This window comes from Nitrosospira sp. Nsp2, from assembly GCF_003050965.1.
Lineage (GTDB): Bacteria > Pseudomonadota > Gammaproteobacteria > Burkholderiales > Nitrosomonadaceae > Nitrosospira.
In genome coordinates this window covers 173,816-196,028 of the sequence record NZ_QAOU01000005.1, presented here as the reverse complement: position 1 = coordinate 196,028, position 22,213 = coordinate 173,816, and the positions used below count along the sequence as shown (strand labels likewise).

At 54.3% G+C, this 22,213-nt stretch carries 16 protein-coding genes; 3 read left to right on the top strand and 13 right to left on the bottom strand.

Annotation, left to right across the window (positions count from 1 at the left end; genetic code table 11):
* Window positions 1-68: 68 nt before the first annotated feature.
* Window positions 69-2,915 carry an aconitate hydratase gene (locus C8R31_RS12145; protein ID WP_107694327.1) on the top strand — a complete coding sequence of 949 codons (2,847 nt, stop codon included), beginning with the start codon at window positions 69-71 and terminating at the stop codon, window positions 2,913-2,915.
* Between the two features lie 88 nt (window positions 2,916-3,003).
* On the opposite strand, the gene C8R31_RS12140 is transcribed toward C8R31_RS12145, so the two are convergent.
* From C8R31_RS12140 to C8R31_RS12100, 9 genes are all read right to left on the bottom strand, one after another.
* Window positions 3,004-3,777 (bottom strand): Crp/Fnr family transcriptional regulator, encoded by a 774-nt coding sequence (locus C8R31_RS12140; RefSeq protein WP_107694326.1) that lies wholly within the window; start codon window positions 3,775-3,777, stop codon window positions 3,004-3,006.
* Between the two features lie 766 nt (window positions 3,778-4,543).
* A complete protein-coding gene (gene panC, locus C8R31_RS12135) occupies window positions 4,544-5,380 on the bottom strand; it encodes a pantoate--beta-alanine ligase (protein ID WP_107694378.1) in 837 nt (278 codons plus the stop codon).
* Between the two features lie 13 nt (window positions 5,381-5,393).
* Complete coding sequence (gene panB, locus C8R31_RS12130; RefSeq protein WP_107694325.1) at window positions 5,394-6,185, bottom strand: 3-methyl-2-oxobutanoate hydroxymethyltransferase; 792 nt, start codon at window positions 6,183-6,185, stop codon at window positions 5,394-5,396.
* Between the two features lie 135 nt (window positions 6,186-6,320).
* The gene (locus C8R31_RS12125) at window positions 6,321-6,962 is read right to left on the bottom strand and encodes a deoxynucleoside kinase (RefSeq protein WP_107694324.1); all 642 of its coding nucleotides are present in this window, start codon (window positions 6,960-6,962) and stop codon (window positions 6,321-6,323) included.
* Window positions 6,963-7,469: a 2-amino-4-hydroxy-6-hydroxymethyldihydropteridine diphosphokinase gene (gene folK, locus C8R31_RS12120; protein WP_107694323.1), complete on the bottom strand. Its 507-nt coding sequence runs from the start codon at window positions 7,467-7,469 to the stop codon at window positions 6,963-6,965. It lies immediately after the preceding gene.
* Window positions 7,470-7,474: 5 nt separating this feature from the next.
* Window positions 7,475-8,932 (bottom strand): polynucleotide adenylyltransferase PcnB, encoded by a 1,458-nt coding sequence (pcnB, locus tag C8R31_RS12115; protein ID WP_107694322.1) that lies wholly within the window; start codon window positions 8,930-8,932, stop codon window positions 7,475-7,477.
* A gap of 30 nt (window positions 8,933-8,962) precedes the next feature.
* On the bottom strand, window positions 8,963-9,748 hold the full coding sequence (locus tag C8R31_RS12110) for an ABC transporter ATP-binding protein (protein ID WP_107694321.1): 786 nt from the start codon (window positions 9,746-9,748) through the stop codon (window positions 8,963-8,965).
* Between the two features lie 84 nt (window positions 9,749-9,832).
* A complete protein-coding gene (gene recG, locus C8R31_RS12105) occupies window positions 9,833-11,944 on the bottom strand; it encodes an ATP-dependent DNA helicase RecG (protein ID WP_258192693.1) in 2,112 nt (703 codons plus the stop codon).
* Window positions 11,941-12,330: a Rid family detoxifying hydrolase gene (locus C8R31_RS12100; protein ID WP_107694320.1), complete on the bottom strand. Its 390-nt coding sequence runs from the start codon at window positions 12,328-12,330 to the stop codon at window positions 11,941-11,943. The genes recG and C8R31_RS12100 overlap by 4 nt, the downstream gene beginning before the upstream one ends.
* A 100-nt stretch (window positions 12,331-12,430) precedes the next feature.
* On the opposite strand from C8R31_RS12100, the gene murA reads away from it, so the two are divergent.
* Window positions 12,431-13,705, top strand: a complete 1,275-nt coding sequence (gene murA / locus C8R31_RS12095) for a UDP-N-acetylglucosamine 1-carboxyvinyltransferase (protein WP_107694319.1) — start codon at window positions 12,431-12,433, stop codon at window positions 13,703-13,705.
* Window positions 13,706-13,760: 55 nt separating this feature from the next.
* Here the strand turns inward: murA and C8R31_RS12090 are convergent, their stop codons facing one another.
* From C8R31_RS12090 to C8R31_RS12080, 3 genes are read right to left on the bottom strand one after another with little or no spacing between them, the layout of a single operon-like run.
* Entirely contained in the window at window positions 13,761-15,098 is a 1,338-nt protein-coding gene (locus tag C8R31_RS12090) for a TolC family outer membrane protein (RefSeq protein ID WP_107694318.1), read from the bottom strand.
* A 1-nt stretch (window position 15,099) separates the two neighbouring features.
* A complete protein-coding gene (locus C8R31_RS12085) occupies window positions 15,100-16,464 on the bottom strand; it encodes an HlyD family type I secretion periplasmic adaptor subunit (RefSeq protein ID WP_107694317.1) in 1,365 nt (454 codons plus the stop codon).
* The gene (locus C8R31_RS12080) at window positions 16,442-18,175 is read right to left on the bottom strand and encodes a type I secretion system permease/ATPase (RefSeq protein ID WP_107694316.1); all 1,734 of its coding nucleotides are present in this window, start codon (window positions 18,173-18,175) and stop codon (window positions 16,442-16,444) included. The genes C8R31_RS12085 and C8R31_RS12080 overlap by 23 nt, the downstream gene beginning before the upstream one ends.
* Window positions 18,176-19,112: 937 nt before the next feature.
* Between C8R31_RS12080 and C8R31_RS16660 the strand changes: the two genes are divergently transcribed.
* A complete protein-coding gene (locus C8R31_RS16660; protein ID WP_107694315.1) occupies window positions 19,113-20,651 on the top strand; it encodes a calcium-binding protein in 1,539 nt (512 codons plus the stop codon).
* Window positions 20,652-21,057: 406 nt separating this feature from the next.
* On the opposite strand, the gene C8R31_RS12070 is transcribed toward C8R31_RS16660, so the two are convergent.
* Window positions 21,058-22,002 (bottom strand): formylglycine-generating enzyme family protein, encoded by a 945-nt coding sequence (locus tag C8R31_RS12070; protein ID WP_219907519.1) that lies wholly within the window; start codon window positions 22,000-22,002, stop codon window positions 21,058-21,060.
* Window positions 22,003-22,213: the final 211 nt, after the last annotated feature.

Genomic DNA, 22,213 nt, shown 5'->3' with positions numbered 1-22,213 from the left:
ACCCCCAACGTTAAACGGTTCAGATGAGCCTGTCGAATGGGGTCCTTGCCAATATCTCGGGAGCATCCATGATCCAGAATTCATTCAGCACGTTGAAAGAAATCCCTCTTTCGCCCGGCAAACACGCCAGATACTATTCCTTGCCTGCGCTCGAGGCGTCCGGGGTGGGGACAGTTTCACGGTTGCCAGTCTCCATTCGTATTGTGCTTGAATCGGTTTTGCGCAATTACGATGGGAAAAAAATTACTGAGGCTCATGTAAGACGGCTCGCAAACTGGCAGCCCAACGCGCCGCGGGTGGATGAGATTCCTTTTGTGGTGTCGCGCATCGTATTGCAAGACTTCACCGGCGTGCCGCTCCTTGTCGATCTCGCTGCGATGCGCAGCGTTGCAAAAAGAATGGAAAGGAATCCCAAGCTGATCGAGCCCCTTGTACCGGTTGACCTGGTCGTTGACCACTCGGTGCAGGTCGATTACTACGGTAATAGTGAGGCCCTTCGCCTTAATATGGAAATGGAATTTCGCCGCAACAGTGAGCGGTATCAGTTCATAAAATGGGGTATGCAGGCATTCGATACGTTCAAGGTCGTTCCGCCAGGTATCGGAATAGTGCACCAAGTCAATCTGGAGTACCTTGCGCGTGGGGTTTATCAGAAAGATGGCCTGGTGTACCCCGACACCCTGGTCGGAACAGACTCCCACACTACGATGATTAACGCGATCGGGGTGGTGGGCTGGGGAGTTGGCGGGATCGAGGCAGAAGCGGGGATGCTCGGGCAGCCGGTTTACTTTTTAACACCGGATGTTGTTGGTGTGAACCTCACCGGTAGACTGCGTAGTGGCGTCACGGCAACTGATCTTGTGCTCACCGTGACCGAAATGCTGCGAAAGTCCCATGTGGTGGGTACGTTTGTGGAGTTTTTCGGGGAAGGGACCGCCTCGCTCACCGTCCCGGATCGTGCCACCATCGCGAATATGGCGCCTGAGTATGGCGCCACCATGGGTTTCTTTCCCGTGGATGACCGTACTATCGAATATTTTCGGGGAACGGGGCGTGATGAAGACGAAATCGCCGCCTTTCAATCCTACTTCAAGGCTCAGGAATTGTACGGCATTCCTTTTAAGGGACAAATCGACTACTCGCGTGAACTGGAGCTTGATTTGGGCACGGTCTCGCCCTCACTGGCTGGTCCCAGGCGTCCACAGGACCGCATTGAACTCGCCGACGTCAAATCCAGGTTTATCGAGCTTTTCAGCAAGCCGGTTCCACAAAGTGGCTATGGAAGAAACGTGACGGACCTAAACCAGCGCTATTCGGTGCGTGACTGTAATGAGAGTTCCGCAGCAAGTGAGTCTGTAGCCAGTAGCTTGAATCAGGATAAAGCGACGGTGAGGCCGGGAGCGGAAAGAAACATCACAGAGATGGTCAACAACCGCCCGATTCTCGATCAGGTGGAAACGCCCGTTTGCTTTAAGAACGGTCCGGTCGATTTAGGGCATGGAGATGTTCTGATTGCGGCGATTACATCCTGTACCAACACCTCGAACCCCAGTGTACTCCTCGCGGCCGGGTTGCTGGCCAAGAAAGCAGTGGAAAAAGGGCTGACAGTAAAACGCCATATAAAAACTTCATTGGCACCCGGGTCGCGAGTAGTGACGGAATATCTTAGCGCGACCGGTTTGATGCCTTACCTCGAAAAACTCGGTTTTGACCTGGCAGGCTACGGTTGCACAACTTGCATAGGTAATTCCGGGCCACTGTCAGAACCAATCGAGGAGGCCGTGGTGGCGAATGATATGGTGTGCGCCGCCGTGCTGTCGGGAAACCGAAATTTCGAGGCGCGGATCCACCCCAGTATTCGCGCAAATTTCCTCGCCTCGCCCCCACTGGTCGTGGCGTATGCTATCGCCGGCTCGATGCGGAAAGACTTGACGGCGGAGCCGCTGGGTTTCGACCAAGGCGGCAGCCCCGTCTGGTTGTCCGATATATGGCCGAGCGAGGAAGAGATCCAGGGATTAATGAAATTCGCCGCGAATGCCGAAACATTCCGGCGACTCTACAGCAACCTTACCAAGGATCATCCGCTATGGAACGAAGTGTCATCGGTCGCCGGAGAGGTTTACAACTGGCCGACATCGACCTACATTGCTGAGCCCCCGTTCTTCCAGGATTTCTCCATGCGGCCGGCTCAACTTCGCGCGATCGTCAATGCGCGCGTTCTGGGGATTTTTGGCGATTCAGTGACGACCGATCATATCAGTCCCGCAGGTGCAATCAAGGAGACTTCGCCTGCTGGTCAATATCTGCTTGCGCACGGCGTATCCAAGTCGGATTTCAACAGCTACGGCGCGCGACGCGGTAACCACGAGGTGATGATGCGCGGGACGTTCGCCAATGTGCGTATCAAAAATCTGATGATACCCGGCAGCGAAGGCGGAATTACCATGCATCAGCCGGATGGTGAGCAGATGAGTATTTACGATGCAGCCATGAAATATATTGCGGAAGGAGTGACCACACTGGTATTCGGCGGGGAAGAATATGGCACCGGCTCCAGCCGGGACTGGGCTGCGAAAGGAACACAGTTGCTCGGTGTCAAGGCAGTGATTACACGGAGCTTTGAGCGCATCCACCGCAGCAACCTCGTCGGAATGGGCGTAATGCCATTGCAGTTCAAGGGCGATGACAGCGTTCAATCATTGGGGATCAAGGGCGATGAGCAATTCGATCTCCTGGGCTTGGAAGCCATCCGCCCACAGCAGAACGTCACGCTCGTCATCCGGAACCCGGACGGTTCCCGCCGCGAAATTGAGTTGTTATGCCGTATCGATACGGCTATAGAGGTGGACTATTACCTTCATGGCGGTATCCTGCCATATGTCCTTAGAGAACTCATGAGTGTGAATCAGAACTGATCGCTGGTTAAAAACCGGTCTACTCAACTTGCACCAGGGTTAGGGGAGGGGGGGAACCTGGTGCTCGCTGAGTAGACCGGGGCTCTCCTCAGCTCACAGACCACAACTCTTTGCTGGTTTTCCTGGTGACGGCAACATCTGCAGTCGCGCAGCTATTATTGCAGAACAGGCGTTCGTATTCATTGTTTACGACGGTGTAACATTCACACACGGTATTTTCCAGCTCCTCGCGATCCAGCACGGCAATATGTCCACGGCTGTATTGAATGGCTCCAATCATCTGCAGCTTAAGGGCAGCCTGCGTTACACTTTCCCTGCGTACGCCCAACATGACAGCGATCTGCTCATGTGTCATCTGCAACTCATGACCGGGTAAACGATCAAGGCTCATCAGTAGAAAGCGGCATAGCTGCTGCTCGATGTTGTGATGGCGATTGCAAACTGCGTTTTGCGCAGTTTGCGTCATCAGTGCCTGGGTGAAGCACAACACCAGGTGTTGTAACTTTCCTTTCAAATCGAATTCTTGCTTTATTACGCTCGCTTTAACCCTGTACCCATCTCCCGCGCTTTGCACCACGACACCAGCCGGGGTGCCACCCCCACCCAATAGAGAGGAAATACCCGTAAGGCCCTCGTTGCCGATAATCGCAAGCCGTACCGATGCCCCATTTTGCATACCATACAAGGGCGCAACAATGCTGTTCGTCGGAAAATACAAGTGCGAAATAGGCGATCCCGGCTCATAAATTGTTTGGCCCAACGGCATCGCCGTGAATTCGAGATAAGGTAGAAGCCGCGCATAATCTTCCGCCGGCAGTGCGGCAAGAATCCGATTTTGCTTCGGGCTGTGCAGGGAAAACATAATTAAGATACCTCCTTGTATTGGGGCTGCGCCCAAGATTTATGCGTCGCTGAATTACGCGGTCAAGGCAGGGTCCGGAAACGTTAGCCTGACTCAACGTGTGCCACGCTTTCTCTCCTCGGCTGTTTGTTGGCCCGCCAAGCTTTTTTTATCAGATTCACCCCGGTTATTCGGGAACCCGTATCGGGAACACCACCCACGGTGAATCAATGTCTATTAAGCATTTTTCGTGCCATAATATAAAAATGCTGAGAAACAGCAACTTAAGATAAGCTCAGGACGATCAGCTACGTTTTACTTGGTCCCAGGTTGTTGCCTTCCAGCAACTAAAAACGGATTTCCGACTTTAACTGCCTGAATAATAACGATTTTATCATGTCTCCAGACGGAGACGGTATAAAACGTAAAATATTCAATCAGTTACAGCTTCACCAAGATCGGCACGAGACCCCGCGGTAACGGAATCGGCAGCCTCATCTGGCTGGAGTGACTTATCCAAGTTGTGTTACGTCTCCTTCCAGGTGATGTGATGCGACTGGGGTCGTGGGAACTACTCATGCCCAGCCGTAATTCGAGGTTCGATGTTGGAGTACGACCCGTGCCAGATTGCACGCCAGTCAATCAGTACGGGACGCCTGTTTCTAAACCTGCGGCGGGATTGAATTTTTGAGAAAAGCGTTGTATTGCAAACTGGACTGGATAGACTGGATGGGCTGGATGAATGGGATAAGTGAAGGCGGGGGTTCGAGTGGTATCAATCGTGCTTTCACGATTCTAAATGCAATTCTACGTTGTCAATTAACCGCGTTCCCCTCAACTGGGCTGCACCGAGCACCACCATGTCCTCGTCGCCCTCGTGCGCCGGGGCCAGGGTATGGGTGTGCCGTATCGAGATGTAATCGGTTTTCCAGCCGTGTTCAAAAAGAATTCCTGTTGCGTTCCTCTCCAGGTCATCAAAACATGTATTGCCCTTTTCTATTTGGTTTTTGACTTGCGCCAAGACTTGATACAACCGCGCCGCCTCGGCGCGTGTTTCGGGGGTGAGGTAGCGGTTGCGGGAGCTCAGGGCCAAATTATCGGGTGCACGAACAGTCTCCCCCGCAACAATTTCAAGAGAATAGTTGAACTGTCTCACCAGTTCCCGCACCAGGTGCAACTGCTGGTAATCTTTTTTGCCAAAGACCGCGATCTGCGGTTGCACAATATTGAAAAGCTTCAGCACCACCGTCGCCACCCCGCGGAAAAACCCGGGGCGAAACTCGCCTTCCAGGCTGTTTGCAATGGGCGGGGGCTCAACCATAAATTCCTGAAGTACGGGATAGAGTGTGTGCTCGGAGGGCGCAAAGACCACGGATGTGCCCGACTGCTCCAATAGCTTACAGTCATCCGCCAGGGCTCGGGGATACCGGTCGAAGTCTTCGGTGGGCGAGAACTGCAGGCGATTTACAAAAATACTGGTGACCACACAGTCTGCCTTCATCCGCGCAAGGCGAACAAGCGAGAGATGGCCGTCGTGCAAACCTCCCATTGTGGGCACAAGAGAGACGGAAGATTCGCGCTTAAGTCTCTCCCGCAAGGATGAGATGTCGGTCAGGACGTCCAACACTCAACCCAAGCTAAAACGCATGCTCTGGCCCTGGAAATTCGCCACTCTTGACGGCGCTCACATAATTTGTTGCCGCTTCATGGATACTGGTTGCGCCCGTCATAAAGTTTCTCATGAATCTGGCTTTCTTGCCGGAATAGATACCCAGCATGTCATAAAGTACCAACACCTGAGCCGAACAATTGGCTCCTGCGCCGATACCAATCGTTGGAATAGATAGCGTCCTGGTCACCTTTTCCGCCAGCACGGCGGGAACAACCTCCATCAAGAGCATACTTGCTCCCGCTTTTTCCAGGGCAACCGCGTCCTCCAGCACCTGTCGAGCCTGATAGTCAGTCGTGCCTTGGACCTTGTAGCCGCCTAACTGATGCACCGATTGCGGCGTTAATCCGATATGGGCACAGACAGGTATCCCGCGCTGCGTGAGGAATGCGACCGTTTCGGCCATAATGGTGCCGCCCTCGAGCTTGACCATATTTGCGCCCGCAGCCAGGAGCTCTGCGGCATTTTCGAATGTCGCTTCGGGACTTACCTGAGACGTGCCGAACGGCATGTCTGCCATAATGAGCGCCTTGCTCGACCCCCGCTTTACGCAGCGGGTGTGGTAAATCATGTCATCCAGCGTAACGGGCAGAGTGCTTTCTTCCCCCTGGAGTACGTTACCCAGAGAATCTCCCACCAGCAAGATGTCCACGCCGGCATTTTCCAGCAATGCCGCAAAGCTTGCGTCGTAGCACGTCAGGACGGCGATCTTCTCCCCATCGTCCCGCATTTTTTGTATAGCGTCTTGCGTGGTTCGCATGCCTGAACTCCTACTGTAGTGCATCGTATAGTCGAATAAAAATATCTGTACGCCGTAACCTCGCCGCCCCGACGCATTCATCCAGGGGCCGGGATCACAGGCGGGTGGAACGTGTTCGCGATGTTCGGGAGTTCCCTAGATCCCGAAATTAAAATATTCCCTGGGGCCGCGCATCTGCTCCACCTGTTTCAACAATAAATCAAAATCCTCCTGCCTATCAGCGAAATTTAAATTTTCGCTGTTTATGATCATCAAGGGGGCAGCTTCATATTGGTGAAAGAACCTCGTGTAACTATCCGCCAACTGCCATAAGTATTCTTCCGAAATTTTATTTTCAAAGGCGTTGCCTCGCCTTTTTACACGTTCGACTAGCGTGGAAGGAGACGCCTGCAAATAAATCACCAGGTCGGGCAGGGGCGCTTCCGGTTGCAGGTGATGATAAATTTTGCGGTACAGATCATACTCGGCATCATTTAACGTGAGCCTCGCGAACAGCGGATCCTTGTCAAGCATGAAGTCGCTCACGGTCGTATTGCTGAACATATCGATCTGAGCCAGTTCCTGGAGCTGATTAACTCGCTGAAACAAAAAAAACAATTGTGTAGAAAGGGCGTATCGGGGAATGTCCCCATAGAACTTTTCGAGAAACGGGTTTTCCGCGGGTTGTTCAAGCAGGAGTTCACAACCCAGGCGAGTAGCCATGCAGCGTGCCAGGCTGGTCTTGCCCGCGCCTATCGGTCCCTCGATAACGATGTAACGATAATCCGCGAGATTCACTTATCCCGGCTCTCTTTCGAGTTGCTGTCCGGAGCACGCCCTGAGCAATTCCGCGATGGCGCCGTAACCGGAAATGCGGCAGTCCGGCGCGATTTCGAAAAGCGGGCGTAGCACAAACGCCCGTTGATGCATACGCGGATGAGGCAGAGTCAGGTGACAGTCGCTGCAGTGCAGATCGTCGTACAGGAGGATGTCGAGATCGAGAGTCCGCGGGCCGTTGCGATATTCACGCACTCGCCCATGACCCTGCTCGATTTCGAGCAGGGCTTTAAGCAGATCGTGCGGCGGCAAGCCAGTTTCGATCAGCGCCACCGCGTTGATGAAATCTGGCTGATCCAGTTTTCCCACCGGGGCGGTGCGGTAGAGTGAGGAAAACGCCAGGAGGTGGCTCGACGGAAGACGCGCCAGCTCGTCCAGCGCCTTCCGGATTTGCGCTACAGGCTCGGCCATATTACTGCCCAGGCCGATATATGCCGCATGGTTAGTCGCGACGCGGTGCTGTGACATGTGACCTATTCCGAGGTCTCAACAATGGTGTTGTCGGCTGCCGACGTATTGGCAGGGGCTGATTTTTTTCGGCCCCGAGTCCTTCGGCGCTTCCTTGGCGCGTCATCCTTCAGCAGCATGGCTTCGCGTTCTCCAGCGGGTGCATGCTGAAATTCTTCCCACCATTTGCCGAGCTCCATCTCTATCTCACCACTTTCGCACCGCAATAACATGAAATCGTACGCTGCGCGAAAACGGGGATGTTCCAGCAAGCGAAACGGTCTGCGACCGGAGCGGCCCGTAAAGCGGGACTGCATCGCCCATATTTCCTTCATAATGGCATCGTATCTGCGCGGAATTGCCAGATTCTCGTTTTGCACCGCAAGCACGTCGCTCATCGCCTGATGCAGCGCATGGACTGGCTTCTCGCCAGTTGACTGACGTGCGTTCCAAGCCGCGAGCACTTCGTGCCAAAGCAAGGCGGCAAAAAGGAACCCGGGGGACACCGGCTTTTCCTTACGCACCCGCTCATCGGTATTTTTGAGCGCAAGCGTAATAAAGCGTTCGCCAAGTGGCTGCTCCAGTATCACGTCCAGCATTGGCAGCAGCCCATGGTGCAGCCCTCGGGTACGCAAATCCACCACACAGGATAACGCGTGACCGGACAGGAGCAGTTTCAACATCTCTTCAAATAATCGCGAGGGGGGCACATTCCGCAACAGCGGAGCAAGATCGCCAATTGGCGCGGCGGTATTCGGGTCTATCTGCATGTCGAGTTTGGCCGCAAGCCGAACCACGCGCAGCATCCGTATTGGATCTTCCCGGTAGCGCCGCACCGGGTCGCCAATGATTTTGAGGCGCCCCGCCTTGAGATCCTCATAGCCGTTCAAATAATCCCAGAGCTCTTCCTGGACCGGATCAAAAAATAGCGCGTTGACAGTGAAGTCGCGCCGTTTGGCGTCCTCCTCCTGGCTTCCGAATACGTTATCCCGCAATAGCCTTCCGTGCTCGTCGGCGTGAGCGTGAAGTGTCTCACCGTTTTCACCGTTACCCGAGGGACCTGGAAGACTTGGAAGACTTGGAAGACTTGGAGGACTTGGGGGCCCTGAGGGACCGCCTCGAAAGGTCGATACTTCCACTGTCTCGGCCCCGCACATGACATGAACCAACCGGAAACGCCGGCCGATAATGCGCGAGCGGCGGAAAATCGCTCGCACTTCCTCAGGTGTGGCGTTTGTCGCCACATCAAAATCTTTTGGTTCCAGTCCGAGGAGCAGATCGCGAGCCGCTCCACCGACGATGAAAGCGGCGTATCCCGCTTCCTGCAAGCCGGACGTGACTTTCAACGCGCACGGGTGGATATGGTCACGTGCAATGCCGTGTTGTTCACGAGGAATGATACGCGGGCTGGAGGATGAGGCGCGCGTGGCGGAAGGGGCGGAGGTGTTACGGCCGAATACGCGGTGAAGAAGTTGACGGATCATTACGTACCAAGAAAAGCATCAAGTTGCCAATTATACACTTGGCGTCAAATCCGGCACGAAATGACGTCCGCGTCCCAGCGGGAGTTCGTTTATGCCGCATTGGTATAAAGTTTCAAGATTACCGCGGTTGAGCACCGTCTCTACGGGTCCAGCAATTGTGCTTCCATCATCGAACAGCATCAGAGCATGGTCGCAGAAGTGGCTAGCCCAGCCGACGTCGTGAAGCACCATTACCAATGCCTTGCCTTGCCGGGCCAATTCCCTGAACAACGCCATTACGCCCACCTGATGGCGCAAGTCCAGATGTTGCAGTGGTTCGTCCAGCAACAGGCATTGTGGCGACTGGGCAAGCAACAAGGCGATTCGCGCGCGTTGACGCTCTCCGCCAGATAGCGTGACGAGGGAGCGGCGGGCGATCCCCATCAGTTGCATGCGCTCCATGGCTCGAACCGTCATTTCGTGGTCGACGTCTCGAAAGCCGAACATATCGTTCAAGTGGGGGTGCCGCCCCAGCAATACATATTCAAACACATTCCCCCAGAAATCACCCGTTTCTTCCTGCAACAGGATGCCGAGATGGCGTGCAAGCTCGCGCCTGGCCCAAGCTCGGGGTGCCTTCCCTGCGACCATGATAGATGACGCGTAAGCTGCCTCAACGTCATGCAGACCACCCAGCGCGTGTATCAAAGTAGTCTTGCCGCAACCGTTCTGACCGAGTATCGCCCAGCATTCGCCTGGATGAATAGTCAAGGTCAAGTTACGGCACAGCAGTTTGCCAGGATATTCCAGAGTTAGATTGTTTGTTTGTAAAATCATTCATTGTTACCCGGCGAATCAAGTCGGGTTGATAAGCAGGTCCGGATGGGCGAACCTGAACGCAAAGGCTTGGTATCGGCCGGTTTACACCCGCAGGTATTCACTCCTTCTTCCAAGCCATCGCTGCACATGGCGTTGGGCATGGTCCGGGTAATCGCGCAACAATTGGTCTGCTGCAGCGCGGGCGGCCTCAAGCAACTCCTCATCTTTTTCAGGATCAGCAAAGCGCAGCATAGGAAGGCCGCTCTGACGGGCTCCCAAAAATTCGCCCGGGCCCCGAAGGCGGAGATCATGCCGCGCGATTTCAAAACCATCGTTTTGTTCGAATATAATCCTCAGCCTTTCCCGTGCCGTTGCTGACAGGGGTTTCTGGTACAGCAGTATGCATATTCCGCCTGTCGTGCCGCGCCCGACACGCCCTCGCAGTTGGTGCAGTTGCGCCAGCCCCATGCGTTCCGCATGTTCGATGACCATTAGCGATGCATTAGGCACATCTACGCCAACTTCGATCACCGTCGTCGCCACTAGCAGCTGAATTTCGCCCTGCACAAAGGATTCCATAATCCCCGATTTTTCCCGCGGCGCGAGCCGCCCATGTATAAGGCCGATTTTTAATTCGGGAAAAGTCAGGTTCAAAGTTTCGTACGTGTCGAGGGCGGTCTTAAGCTGCAAAGCGTCAGATTCTTCAATCAGCGGGCAGACCCAGTAAGCCTGTTTTCCGCTACCGCAGGCTTCCCGGATGCGTACCGTGACTTCGTCACGGCGGGTATCCGCGACCAGTCTGGTCACGACTGGTGTTCTGCCCGGCGGCAAGCCTTCTATGAGCGACACATCCAGATCGGCAAAGTAGCTCATCGAAAGTGTGCGGGGAATAGGCGTTGCACTCATCATTAACTGATGCGGCGTCGAGCCCGCCAAGTTGTTTCTGGACCCTTTCTCTCTTAACGCCAGCCGCTGGTGAACGCCAAAACGGTGTTGCTCGTCGATTACAGCCAGTCCGAGCCGGTTAAACTCCACCCGTTCCTGGAATAATGCATGGGTGCCGATCGCGAGCATGGCATTGCCTGAAGCGATATTGGCCAACATGATTTCCCGCTGTTTCTTTTTCTGCGTGCCGACTAACCAGGCAATTGTCACACCTAGCGGAGTAAGTAACGGGTCAAGCCACGCGCAAAGTTTTTGATAATGTTGCTCGGCAAGAATCTCGGTTGGTGCCAGCAGCGCCGCCTGGTAATCATTTTCGATAGCCTGCAGAACCGCGAGTGCGGCCACAATTGTTTTGCCACTGCCGACATCGCCCTGCAACAGCCGCTGCATTGGATGGGCTGTCGCGAGATCTCTGCTGATTTCCGAAAAGGCTTTCTTCTGCCCGTCGGTGAGCTGGAAAGGCAGTGATGCGAGCAGCGCTTTAGTCAACCTGTTCTTTGGCGGCAGAACAGGTGCGCTCGCATCGCGGCGCTGCAGATAATGCAAGCGCATGGATAGCTGTTGCGCCAGCAGTTCATCAAACTTGATGCGCTGCCATGCGGGGTGGCTGCGTTCCTGCAATAGATGGGCGGACGCGTCCGGCGACGGCTGGTGCAAGAAAATCACGCTGTCCCCAAAACCTCGAAGCCGATGTCGCGTTATAACCTGATCGGGCAGAGTTTCTGATAAGTGCGACTGCTTTTCGCCGTCCCTGTCCTGCGGTAGCGCTTGCAGAATCAGTTTGCGAATGGTGTCGGAGGAAAGACCCGCTGTCGCGGGATAAATCGGCGTGAGCGCGTCAGCGAGCGGTTCCTGTTCATATACAACGCGGCATTTGGGATGGACCATTTCGGGGCCGAAAAAACCTTGACGTGCTTCACCCAGCACCCGCACTCGCTTGCCAACCGAATACGCATTTACCTGACTGCCATAAAAATTGAGAAAGCGTATCCAAAGCACACCGCTGCCGTCATCCACTCCGCAAATCAGTTGCCGCCGCGGGCGGTACATGACTTTATTGTCGATGATCGTGCCTTCGACCTGTACTGTTTTACGTTCAGGAAGGTCCCGGATAGGATAAAGATGGGTTTCATCCTCGTAACGCAATGGCAGATGCAGCACCAGATCGAACTCATCGGCGATACCTAATTTGGCGAGCTTCTCCTGTAGCGCCTTACCGCCAGGGCGATTGGCGGTTGGAATTGTCGAGGGTTTGATATCGACTTTCACTCAGCCAATACCAGCACCGCATCCATTTCCACCAGCGCCCCACGCGGTAGTGCTGACACCCCGATCGCCGCCCGCGCCGGATAGGGCGCTGTGATGTAGCTTGCCATAATTTCGTTCACCTTCTGAAAGTTGCCAAGATCAGTCAGGTACACGTTCAATTTGACAATGTCGCTTAAATTTCCGCCGCTTGCGGCTGCCACGGCGGTCAGGTTTAGAAATACCCGGTGAATCTGATCATCGATCCCGGCGACCATCTCCATAGAAACGGGGTCGAGGCCGATCTGTCCGGAAATATACACAGTGTCTCCCCCGCTGACCCGTATCCCCTGGGAATAAGTGCCGATCGCCTGGGGTGCGTCCGAAGTTTGAATCGTTCTTTTTTTCATTTGATCTCCTTGGGTTGGCGCCCCGATATAGAGGCTTGAAATTGAAACCGTAAAGACGGCCTTTGCGATATGATGACGAGAACTCCTTCATATTTCAACTATGCAAAAACTGATCATACAGGGTGGAGTGCCTCTGTCCGGTGAAGCCTATATTTCAGGTGCGAAAAATGCCGCGCTGCCTATCTTATGCGCCTCTCTTCTTACCAGCGATACGCTCTCGATCGATAACGTCCCTCGCCTGAACGATGTGGCGACAATGCTGAGCCTGCTGCGCCAGTTGGGTGTGAGCATCGTGACAGACGGCGACGGCACGAGACTCACCGCTGCGACGCTAGCCAATGTTGTAGCGCCGTACGAAATGGTGAAGACTATGCGGGCCTCGATATTGGTACTGGGTCCGATGCTCGCGCGAGAGGGCGCGGCCCGGGTTTCGTTGCCGGGCGGCTGTGCTATCGGCTTGCGTCCCGTTGATCAGCATATCAAGGGGCTTCAGGCCATGGGGGCGGAGATTGAGATCGAGCATGGCTACATTGATGCAAAAGCAAAGCGGCTCAATGGCGCGCACATTGTTATGGATATCGTTACTGTCACAGGTACCGAAAATTTAATGATGGCCGCAACGCTAGCCGATGGGATCACGGTGCTCGAGAACGCGGCGCGCGAGCCAGAAGTAACGGACCTTGCGAATTGCCTGGTCGCCATGGGCGCTAAAATTCACGGGGTCGGGAGCGATATCATTACGGTTGAAGGCGTTCCGGCCCTGCACGGCGCCAGCCATCGGGTCATGCCCGACCGCATTGAAACAGGTACGTTCCTTGTTGCCGCTGCAGCCAGCGGCGGCGAAATTTATCTCAGGGGAACTCGCTCTGACACGCTCGATGCGGTACTCGACAAGTTAATGGAAGCGGGGGCCGCGATCGAGTCGGGGGAAGACTGGATACATCTAAAAATGAATAATCCGCTGAAATCTACCAATTTACGTACAGCTCCCTATCCCGCCTTTCCCACCGATATGCAAGCTCAATTCATGGTTTTGAACAGCATTGCCACCGGAACCGCAATCATCACGGAGACTATATTCGAGAATCGTTTCATGCATGTGCAGGAATTAAAACGCATGAATGCAGACATCAAAGTAGAAGGGAACACCGCGGTGGTATGCGGGGTTGCCGCGCTGGATGGCGCGAACGTGATGGCGACCGACCTGCGCGCCTCCGCCAGCCTGGTACTCGCGGGCCTGATCGCAAAGGGCGAGACGGTAATCGATCGCATCTATCACCTCGATCGAGGCTATGAGCGGATTGAAGATAAGCTATCGCGGTTAGGGGCGAGAATCAGGCGTGCGGACCAGAAAATTCAAAGTAGTTTCGCGTAACGCAGATGGGAAGTTCTTCAGCGCATCGAATGTGCCTTCTACGACTTTTCTACTTTTATTGCCGGGAAACAAAATAGCGGGCTACATTTTGCAGGTCACGCGTATCTACCGTACCGGCCGCTTTGCGTAACCGCAAATAGCTCAGGAGATAGTTGTAGCGTGCCTGCATCAGGTCAAGCTTTGCCTCAAAGAATTGTTGTTCGGCGTTGAGAATATCGATGTTGTTCCGCGTTCCGCCAATGGCGCTTTTCCTGGTCGCTTCGAGAAGAACATTCCGGGAGCTGACAGACGACACCAGCGCGTCGATTCGCCTTAAACTGCTAAGGTTGAGATTGAACTGTCTGCGCAATTCGATTAAAACCTGGTCCGTTCTCGAGTCCAGCTCAGCCTTTGCTCTTTCGTGATTTGACACGGCCTGGCTCGTCATTGCGTTGACCATGCCGCCGGCGTATATGGGAACATTTACCTGTACGCCGACGCTGCGGGTAAACGTGTCCAGTCCGAAAAAGATGATATTGTCCGACTTGGACTTGTTAATGCTGGCGACGAGATCGACGCGCGGCGCGTGACCGGCGCGCTGCTTGTTGATTTCCTGGCGCGCGACCTCTACTGCATGCCGTTGCGAGACAATCTCAGGGTTCTGCTCCAGGGCGATTTCTTTCCATTCCTCGAAGCTTGAGGGTAGCATTGGCTTCGCACGGAAATCATCCAGCAGCGGATTCACCAGCCTAATTTCCTCGCCAACGATGGACGCGAGTACGTTACGCGCATTCGTAAGATTATCGCGGGCCTCGATTACCTGTGCTTCGGCCAGATCGAAGCGTGCCTGTGTTTCCAGCATCTCGGTCCGGGTTCCCTCTCCCTTTTCGAACAGGCGTTCATTGGTTAAACGCTGTTCCGCATATGAATTCATCTGCGAAGACGTAAGCGCCAGCTGATCCTCTGCGAATCGGGCGTCCATATAGGCGGCCGCAAGCCGGACGATCAAGTCCTGGTTTCGCGTCACAAACTGGGCATCGGCCGCGCTGGTTTGCGCCAGCCCCTGCTTATAGCGAGCGAATGATTCAAAGTTGACCACCGGCTGACGCAACTGAAGGACAGCGGATTCGTTGCGGTAGGTCAGATGCTGAGCTGCCTGCCCCAATGAGGCGCGCTCCCCGTCTACCAAGTTGGTCGAATAGGTGCCGGACAGAACGGGTAGCAGACTGGCGCGACCAATCACCTTCAACTGCTGCCCGGCTTCGTTTTCATGCACCGCGGCCCGAAAGATGGCATCGTTGTTCAACGCGGCATCATAGGCCTGCATGAGCCCGAGAGCCGAAACGGTTTTGATTGGAAGTAGCGCGGTGAAAAAGGTCAGGATTATCCAGAGGCGGTATGGAACCACATGCATATTATTCTTCGGTCATCGACATTTTTATATGGTCAAGTATCGGCTTCAGTATGTAGTTTATCATGGTTCGTTCGCCTGTTTTCACGAACAAGTCCACAGGCATCCCCGGGCGAATCTGCAAATCGGCGATCAGTTTCATTCCTTCAGGCGCAACTTTGGCTCGCAGTTTATAGTAGGGGGCCCCCGTCTGTTCGTCGACAAATCGATCGGCGGAGACATGCGTTACCACGCCGGGAATATGCGGAGTCAGATTCCGATTGAACGCGGAGAAGATCAGCTCTACCGGGAGATCAGGGTGTACCTTATCGATTAAATGTACCGGCAGGTGCCCTTCCACGTCCAGCGAGTCACCGCTTGGTACGACATCCATCATTTTGAAACCCGGACTGATGACACCCCCGTGTGTAAATATCGCCAGGCCCACAACGGTGCCATCTACCGGGGCTTTTATTACGGCATTCGCCATGTCGTAATCCAGCCCTTTGAGCTGATTGGCAAGTGCTTCCGCTTCCCGTTGCACATCCGATAGCTGAGTACGGACTTCCTTCTGGTATTCCTGTTGCCGCTGTATCCGGCGTAGTTTCAATTCCGCAATCTGGCGCTGCGTCCGGCCAATATTGCCAATATCCTCCGAGATCGCGCCGCTGATTTGAGCATAGGTCCGCTCTAAATCAAGCAACCGGTTACGTGCGACGTAGCCTTCTTTAGCCAGCTCTCGCATCCCTTCGAGTTGTTCCTTCAAAAGCGCCATTTGCTCTTTTTTATTGTCTCGTGATTCCTCCAGGCCAGTGGCCTGTAACTTCAAACCCGCAATATTCTCATCGAGCGCCGCTAATTCGCTTTTAATCGCCATTAATCGCGAACTCAACAACTGTTCCTGCATCCTCATATTATTCGCCACGCGCGGATCGTCTTTTTCGTGAAAGAGGTCCGGGGGGAAAACGATTTCCTCCGTTCCATCACGCTCTGCAATTAAGCGTGCCTCGGCCGCCCGCGCCGTGAAATATTTAACACGCATCATTTCGGCACTCGCGGTCACTTGGACGGCATTAAAGCGCACCAGGGGTTGGCCGGCCTTAACGTGGTCTCCCTCCTTTACCAGGATTGCTTCCACCGTACCACCGGTTGGATGCTGCACCGCCTTTCTGTTTGTCGATACCGTAACCGTGCCGCTGAGTGGAACGCCCTTGTCCAGCGGAGCAAGAAAAGCCCACAATAGAAATCCGCATACCCCGACGATGACGATCCACCATCCTAATCGTGTATAGGCCCGGGGATCCGTGTTAATGGCGTATGGTTTGATTTCTTCGCCATAAACGACCGCAGCTGACGCTGCGCCCGCATTATGCTGAAGCTTGTTTTGCATTTTCTACCTGTTTTGGCAATTGCTGGCTCATTCTGACCAACTCACGCTTGACTTGTTCACTTGGGCCAAACAGTTGGGCTACTCCATCGCGAAGAACCAGCAGCCTGGTTGTGGTACCCAGGGTGCTTTCCCGGTGAGTGATCATTACGATTGTTTTGCCGCGACTGCGCAGGTCATTGATGGCTCCGATCAGGGCCAATTCCCCCGTTTCATCCAGGTTGGAATTGGGCTCATCCAGTACAATGAGCGAGGGATCGCCGTAGATGGCGCGGGCCAGACCAAGGCGTTGTTTCTGACCTCCCGCGAGCCCGGCACCGTCCTCGCCCAGAGGGGTGTCATAGCCCTGGGGAAAACGCAGAATCATCTCATGCACGCCCGCACGCTGGGCCGCGATAACTACCTTCTCTGAATCGACCTCTCCGAAACGGGCTATGTTCTCGCTGACCGTCCCCGCGAATAATTCTATATCCTGTGGCAAATATCCAATGTAGGGGCCCAGTTCGTCCTTGTTCCACTGGTAAATGTCGGCTCCGTCCAAGCGAACCTTTCCCGCCATCGTGGGCCAGATACCAACCAGCAGTCGTGCGAGAGTGGATTTTCCTGCTCCGCTGGGCCCAATGATTCCCAGTACATCGCCAGGCGCAATTGAAAAACTCAGGTTTCTAAGAACGGGTCGGGTAGCGCCGGGCGGACCAGCCGTTACGGCTTCGGCCGAGAGTTTGCCACTCGGTTTTGGCAACGACATACCCGGCTCACGCATGGGATTGGCTTCCAGCAGGTCGCTCAAGCGCTGGTAGGCGCTGCGCGCCCCGCTCCAGTTTTTCCACCCCGAAATCAACTGCTCCACAGGACTTAACGCTCTACCCATCAGGATGGACGCGACAATCATTATCCCAGGCGTGATCTTGCCATCCAGCACGAGCAGCGCTCCGAGGCCCAGTATCAGCGATTGCAATGACATGCGTACAAACTTCGTGACTGCAGCGATTGTTCCTGCCTTTTCGCTTGCTTCCGCCTGCAATTGAAGGAAACGGCTATGCAGTCCAAACCAGCGCGACATCAAGTTGGGCAGCATGCCCATGGCGGCGATCACCTCCGCATTGCGAAGATTGTTGGTTGCGAGATTACTCGAAGCAACAGCCATGGTGCTAGCCTCTGTCAGCGGTTTCTTCGAGATTCTTTCGTTAAGGAACGCCAGGGCTACGAGAATGACAGTGCCGCCTAGGGCAAAGAAGCCCAATAACGGGTTGAACAAAAAAATAACCATGAGGTACACCGGAAACCAGGGCGCATCGAAGAATGCGAATAAGCCTTGGCCGGTCAAAAACTGGCGAATATTCGTCAAATCCTGCAACGCTTGCCCGGCGTTACCGCCACCACGTTTCAGGTTTTGCTCGAACGCTGCCGCGTATACGCGTTTGTTCATCCTCATATCGAATTGCGCGCCGACCCGGATCAGCACGAAGCTGCGCACGAATTCCAGCGAGCCCATCAGTAGGTACGCGCCAACGACCATCAGTGTCAGCATCAACAGAGTGGTCTCGTTGCGGCTCGCCAATACTCTGTCGTAGACCTGCAACATGTAAAGGGCGGGGACGAGTAAAAGCAGGTTGATGATCGCGCTGAAGACGCCAACGGTCGCGAATATCCGCTTATATCCGACGAGGGTTCGAGCGATTTCCGTTTGGGGCAACTTGTATGCGGGATTCATCTAAAGAACGGCCTCATAAATATCGTTATTATTCTTGTCCAGACAGCCGGTAAAAAGCAGTTCGCTGAAGTGCTTTATCCTAATAAGTCGGCGGGGTCCGACTGTTGGGAGCATCAAGGCTGAGCGGTTCTTTGCCACTCGCCGCATTCTTCGCTCAGGCTTTTGGTGGGGCGGAAGGTTACATATATTTACTTATGGATTTTTACCCAAATAAACCAATCTTAACTAATCGTCCTCTAACTTATACGATGGAAAATTGTTTCGTCTGTTCGATGCCGCACTTAGGCGTAGAGGTTGGATATTAAGAAATGATGAAGGTGCAGAATAAATGCGCAGCGCCACGCGGGTTGATACCGGTGCTGTAGTAAATCGACCTTTCGCTGTGTCTGGGTACTGTCCTAGCCTTTGGCTCCGCCGGGCATGGATGAGTTTGGTGCAAATGTCGTCGTTTGGATACAGGTGTTGAAAGCGACGGCGGATAACGGCATTACGCGTCAGTTATCCTTAAGAAAATAAATGAAGTGTCTCCGTCAGACGACAAACGCATTTAGAGCTGTTATAACGCCAGTATTCGGGGAAAAAAGAAGGGTTTTCGATTTTGGGTCCATTTCACATGTCGGTTTGCAGCGACGCAATGAGGCTTCTCTGGATGGGTATTTGCTTGGGTACGCGGCTTATGCCTTATGAACTGCTGAGCATGATCTCGAACAAACCTTTGTTTATATAAGGCGACACATTTTTCTGGCACGGGAAATGCTGTTGATTCAAATGCGGCCCGAAAGGGCGGCATAACGGGGTAGTTATAAAGTTGTGAGGGAGCAGCCTTTATTCCGTTGAACTCCAGTAACTGTCATTTATAAAAAATAAAAGCTTAAAAGCTTTAAGGCAGAGCCCATTCGGGCAATTACTTTTTAAAAATATATAACAGGAGATTCAAATGGCTAATATCACAGGCACTCGCCGCAACGACGTTCTTAACGGTACTCCCTTTGGCGACACGATCCACGGGCTGGACGGAAATGATCGCATCGACGGAAAAAGCGGCAATGATCGCCTCTACGGCGACGATGGCAACGATACGATATCGGGCGGCCGGGGTAACGACCAACTGTTTGGGGGTGACGGCAACGACACGCTGAATGGTGGCGATGGCAACGACCGGCTCTTTGGCGATGATGAAAAGAAGGACTACGACAAGGACGACAAGGACGACAAGGACGACAAGGGTCATCGAAGCCGGAATGATGACGTGCTCTATGGCGGCGACGGGAATGACTACCTTGATGGCGGCAAGGGCAACGACAAACTGTACGGCGGCGACGGCAACGACACCCTGTATGGCGGCACCGGGGACGACCGGTTGTTTGGTGACGATGAAAGTGGCAAGAACGACAAGTACGATGACAAGAACGACAAGGGCGACCGCACCCAGAATAATGACGTGCTGTATGGCGGCGACGGGAATGATTACCTGGACGGCGGCAAGGGCAACGACAAACTGTACGGCGGCGACGGCAACGATACGCTTTATGGCGGCAAGGGCGACGACCGGCTCTTTGGCGATGATGAGAGTGGCAAGAACGACAGGTACGATGACAAGAACGACAAGGGCGACCGCACCCAGAATAATGACGTGCTCTACGGCGGCGACGGGAATGACTACCTGGACGGCGGCAAGGGCAATGACCGGCTCTTTGGCGATGATGAAAAGAAGGACTACGACAAGGACGACAAGGACTACGACAAGGACGACAAGGGGTACTATGCCCGGAATAACGACGTGCTCTATGGCGGCGACGGGAACGACTACCTGGACGGCGGCAAGGGCAACGACAAGCTCTTTGGCGGCGACGGCAATGACACGCTGTACGGCGGCAAGGGCGACGACCGGCTCTTTGGCGATGATGAAGAAAAGAAGGACGACGACAAGGACGACCACAAGGACGACGACAAGGGGTCCTATGGCCGGAATAATGACGTGCTCTATGGCGGCGACGGGAATGACTACCTGGACGGCGGCAGGGGCAACGACAAACTGTACGGTGGCGACGGCAATGACAAGCTCTATGGTGGCAAAGGCGATGACCTTCTGGTGGGTGGCAAGGGCAATGACACCATCGATGGAGGCAGTGGCCACGATACCATCGTATTTAGCGGAGTAACGTCCTGGAGCAACGGCTTCGATCGCATCGAAGGGTTTGAATCAAAGGATGATACGTTGCAATTCAGCCTGAAAGACGTCAATGACGCGATATGGGGCAGCCGGAACGATTTGGACGCGGGCAGACTCGATGAGGACAATTTCGCCAGCAACAGATCGGGTAAAGCTGAAGATCGGGACGACTACTTTGTCTACAATGAAAAAACAGGCGTTCTGTCATTCGACGCTGACGGCAGTGGACGGGGTGACGCCGTTCAGTTGGCAACGATAGTCGGACATCCCGATGTTAGTGAACATGATATCGTGTTGGTCTGAGGCGTTTGAGAAGCAACCAGGCTATCAAAGGTATGAGGTTCTATTCTTGAGAAAGAACGGTACCTGAACCGGTGATGAGATTGCCCCGTGGCGAAGGCCGCGGGGCAATTTTTCATCGTGGCGCGAATCTTGCAAAAGGACCTCGAACGTGTGCTTTATGGCTGGTTATCACATGGTGACGTTCGGCCTGGTTTTCGTTTTTAAGTGGAAGTGATCTGAGGCGTCCGCCCGGGGTGAGCGATGATCGCGCCTTTATGGCGTAGAGATTAACCGGAGCTGATTAGTCGGGCAGCGCGATTATCTTAACCGCATCATCCACCCCTTTTCCCATGCATCCCCCGCAAAGTTCACATGCGTCCCCGCAAAGAGACCCCGGTGAAGCGGGCTTGGTGAAGCGGTTTTTCTATCAGGGAAGCGTCAACGCGACTCGGAATCCGAGGTAACGCATGCGCTTGCTCGTGTCGAACCAGTTGCGGGTAGTTACGCGCATATCCTCCGGCCTGTGATTCCACGACCCCCCAAAAAACAGGCGTCTCGCGCAATTATCCTTCCAGCAACTGTCCGTCCATTGCCAGACATTACCTATCGTGTCATAAAGTCCGAAAGCATTCGGCTTAAAACTGCCAACAGGCGCCGTTTTTTTGTTATCCCACTCGCTCCCGCAGCCATCGCAATTGGCATTATTACGTCCAACGTCGTTCCCCCAGTAGTAGTTGGTGGTAGAACCCGCGCGTGCGGCAATTTCCCATTCCTCCCCGGTGGGCAATCGGTACGCTTTGCCGGTCTTGCGTGACAGCCACTGAACGTAGGCTTGAGCATCGTTCCAGCTTACGTTGATCACGGGCCTGCTGCCGCGCCCCCAGCCATTGTCCGGCGGCTGGTAACCCCCGCAGCCACCGTCAGCAGCGCACTTGTCCCACTCCGCAAAGGTAACAGTGTATTTCCCGATTGCAAATTTAGCACCTGGAACAGGTATCATTTCCGGACAATCGGCGCACGAGAGGCCATCCGGACCGCCGGGGGCGGCTGAAGACTGAGGGGCAGTAACGCGCGGCTCACCTGATTCATGCTGAGCAGCCAGATGCGTTGCAGATTCGGAAACCACTGTGTCTTGTATGGCTGCCATTACAAATCCACCGTTCGCCGTCCAGCTTTCGTATGCAGAATGGTCACGAGTGCCCAAGTCGATTTGCTGCCCCGGTGGCGGGGGAGCCTCGCCTTTGCCAGTAGTCAGCGTTGCGATCAGGCTAACACCTTGAGCTTCTGCGGAAAGACTGGACGGAAACGCCCCACCCTTAGCCGACACCGATGGGATCAGGAAAAGCAGAAACAGTAGTGATGCTGATTTCATCAAATATCTCTTGAAGCCAATCCGAATATCAGCGCACATACATGAATACGCTGGCTAAATCGCTTACCAGATCTATCCAGCCCCTGTTGTGCGCGTTTCTAAAAGCGAATGGTAGCCGATGCTGATCAGGATGGCGAGGAGCAGGGTAATCCGAGCGTTGCCTACACGCGGCAATGCGCCGCCAGGTGTGAATGGCAGGTTGTCGAGGAGG

Coding starts and splice junctions, on each gene's coding strand:
- C8R31_RS12145 (WP_107694327.1), top strand. CDS start 69: ATGATCCAGAATTCATTCAGCACGTTGAAAGAAATCCCTCTTTCGCCC.
- C8R31_RS12140 (WP_107694326.1), bottom strand. CDS start 3,777: ATGTTTTCCCTGCACAGCCCGAAGCAAAATCGGATTCTTGCCGCACTG.
- panB (WP_107694325.1), bottom strand. CDS start 6,185: ATGCGAACCACGCAAGACGCTATACAAAAAATGCGGGACGATGGGGAG.
- folK (WP_107694323.1), bottom strand. CDS start 7,469: ATGTCACAGCACCGCGTCGCGACTAACCATGCGGCATATATCGGCCTG.
- pcnB (WP_107694322.1), bottom strand. CDS start 8,932: ATGATCCGTCAACTTCTTCACCGCGTATTCGGCCGTAACACCTCCGCC.
- C8R31_RS12110 (WP_107694321.1), bottom strand. CDS start 9,748: ATGATTTTACAAACAAACAATCTAACTCTGGAATATCCTGGCAAACTG.
- C8R31_RS12100 (WP_107694320.1), bottom strand. CDS start 12,330: ATGAAAAAAAGAACGATTCAAACTTCGGACGCACCCCAGGCGATCGGC.
- murA (WP_107694319.1), top strand. CDS start 12,431: ATGCAAAAACTGATCATACAGGGTGGAGTGCCTCTGTCCGGTGAAGCC.
- C8R31_RS12090 (WP_107694318.1), bottom strand. CDS start 15,098: ATGCATGTGGTTCCATACCGCCTCTGGATAATCCTGACCTTTTTCACC.
- C8R31_RS12085 (WP_107694317.1), bottom strand. CDS start 16,464: ATGCAAAACAAGCTTCAGCATAATGCGGGCGCAGCGTCAGCTGCGGTC.
- C8R31_RS12080 (WP_107694316.1), bottom strand. CDS start 18,175: ATGAATCCCGCATACAAGTTGCCCCAAACGGAAATCGCTCGAACCCTC.
- C8R31_RS16660 (WP_107694315.1), top strand. CDS start 19,113: ATGGCTAATATCACAGGCACTCGCCGCAACGACGTTCTTAACGGTACT.
- C8R31_RS12070 (WP_219907519.1), bottom strand. CDS start 22,002: ATGAAATCAGCATCACTACTGTTTCTGCTTTTCCTGATCCCATCGGTG.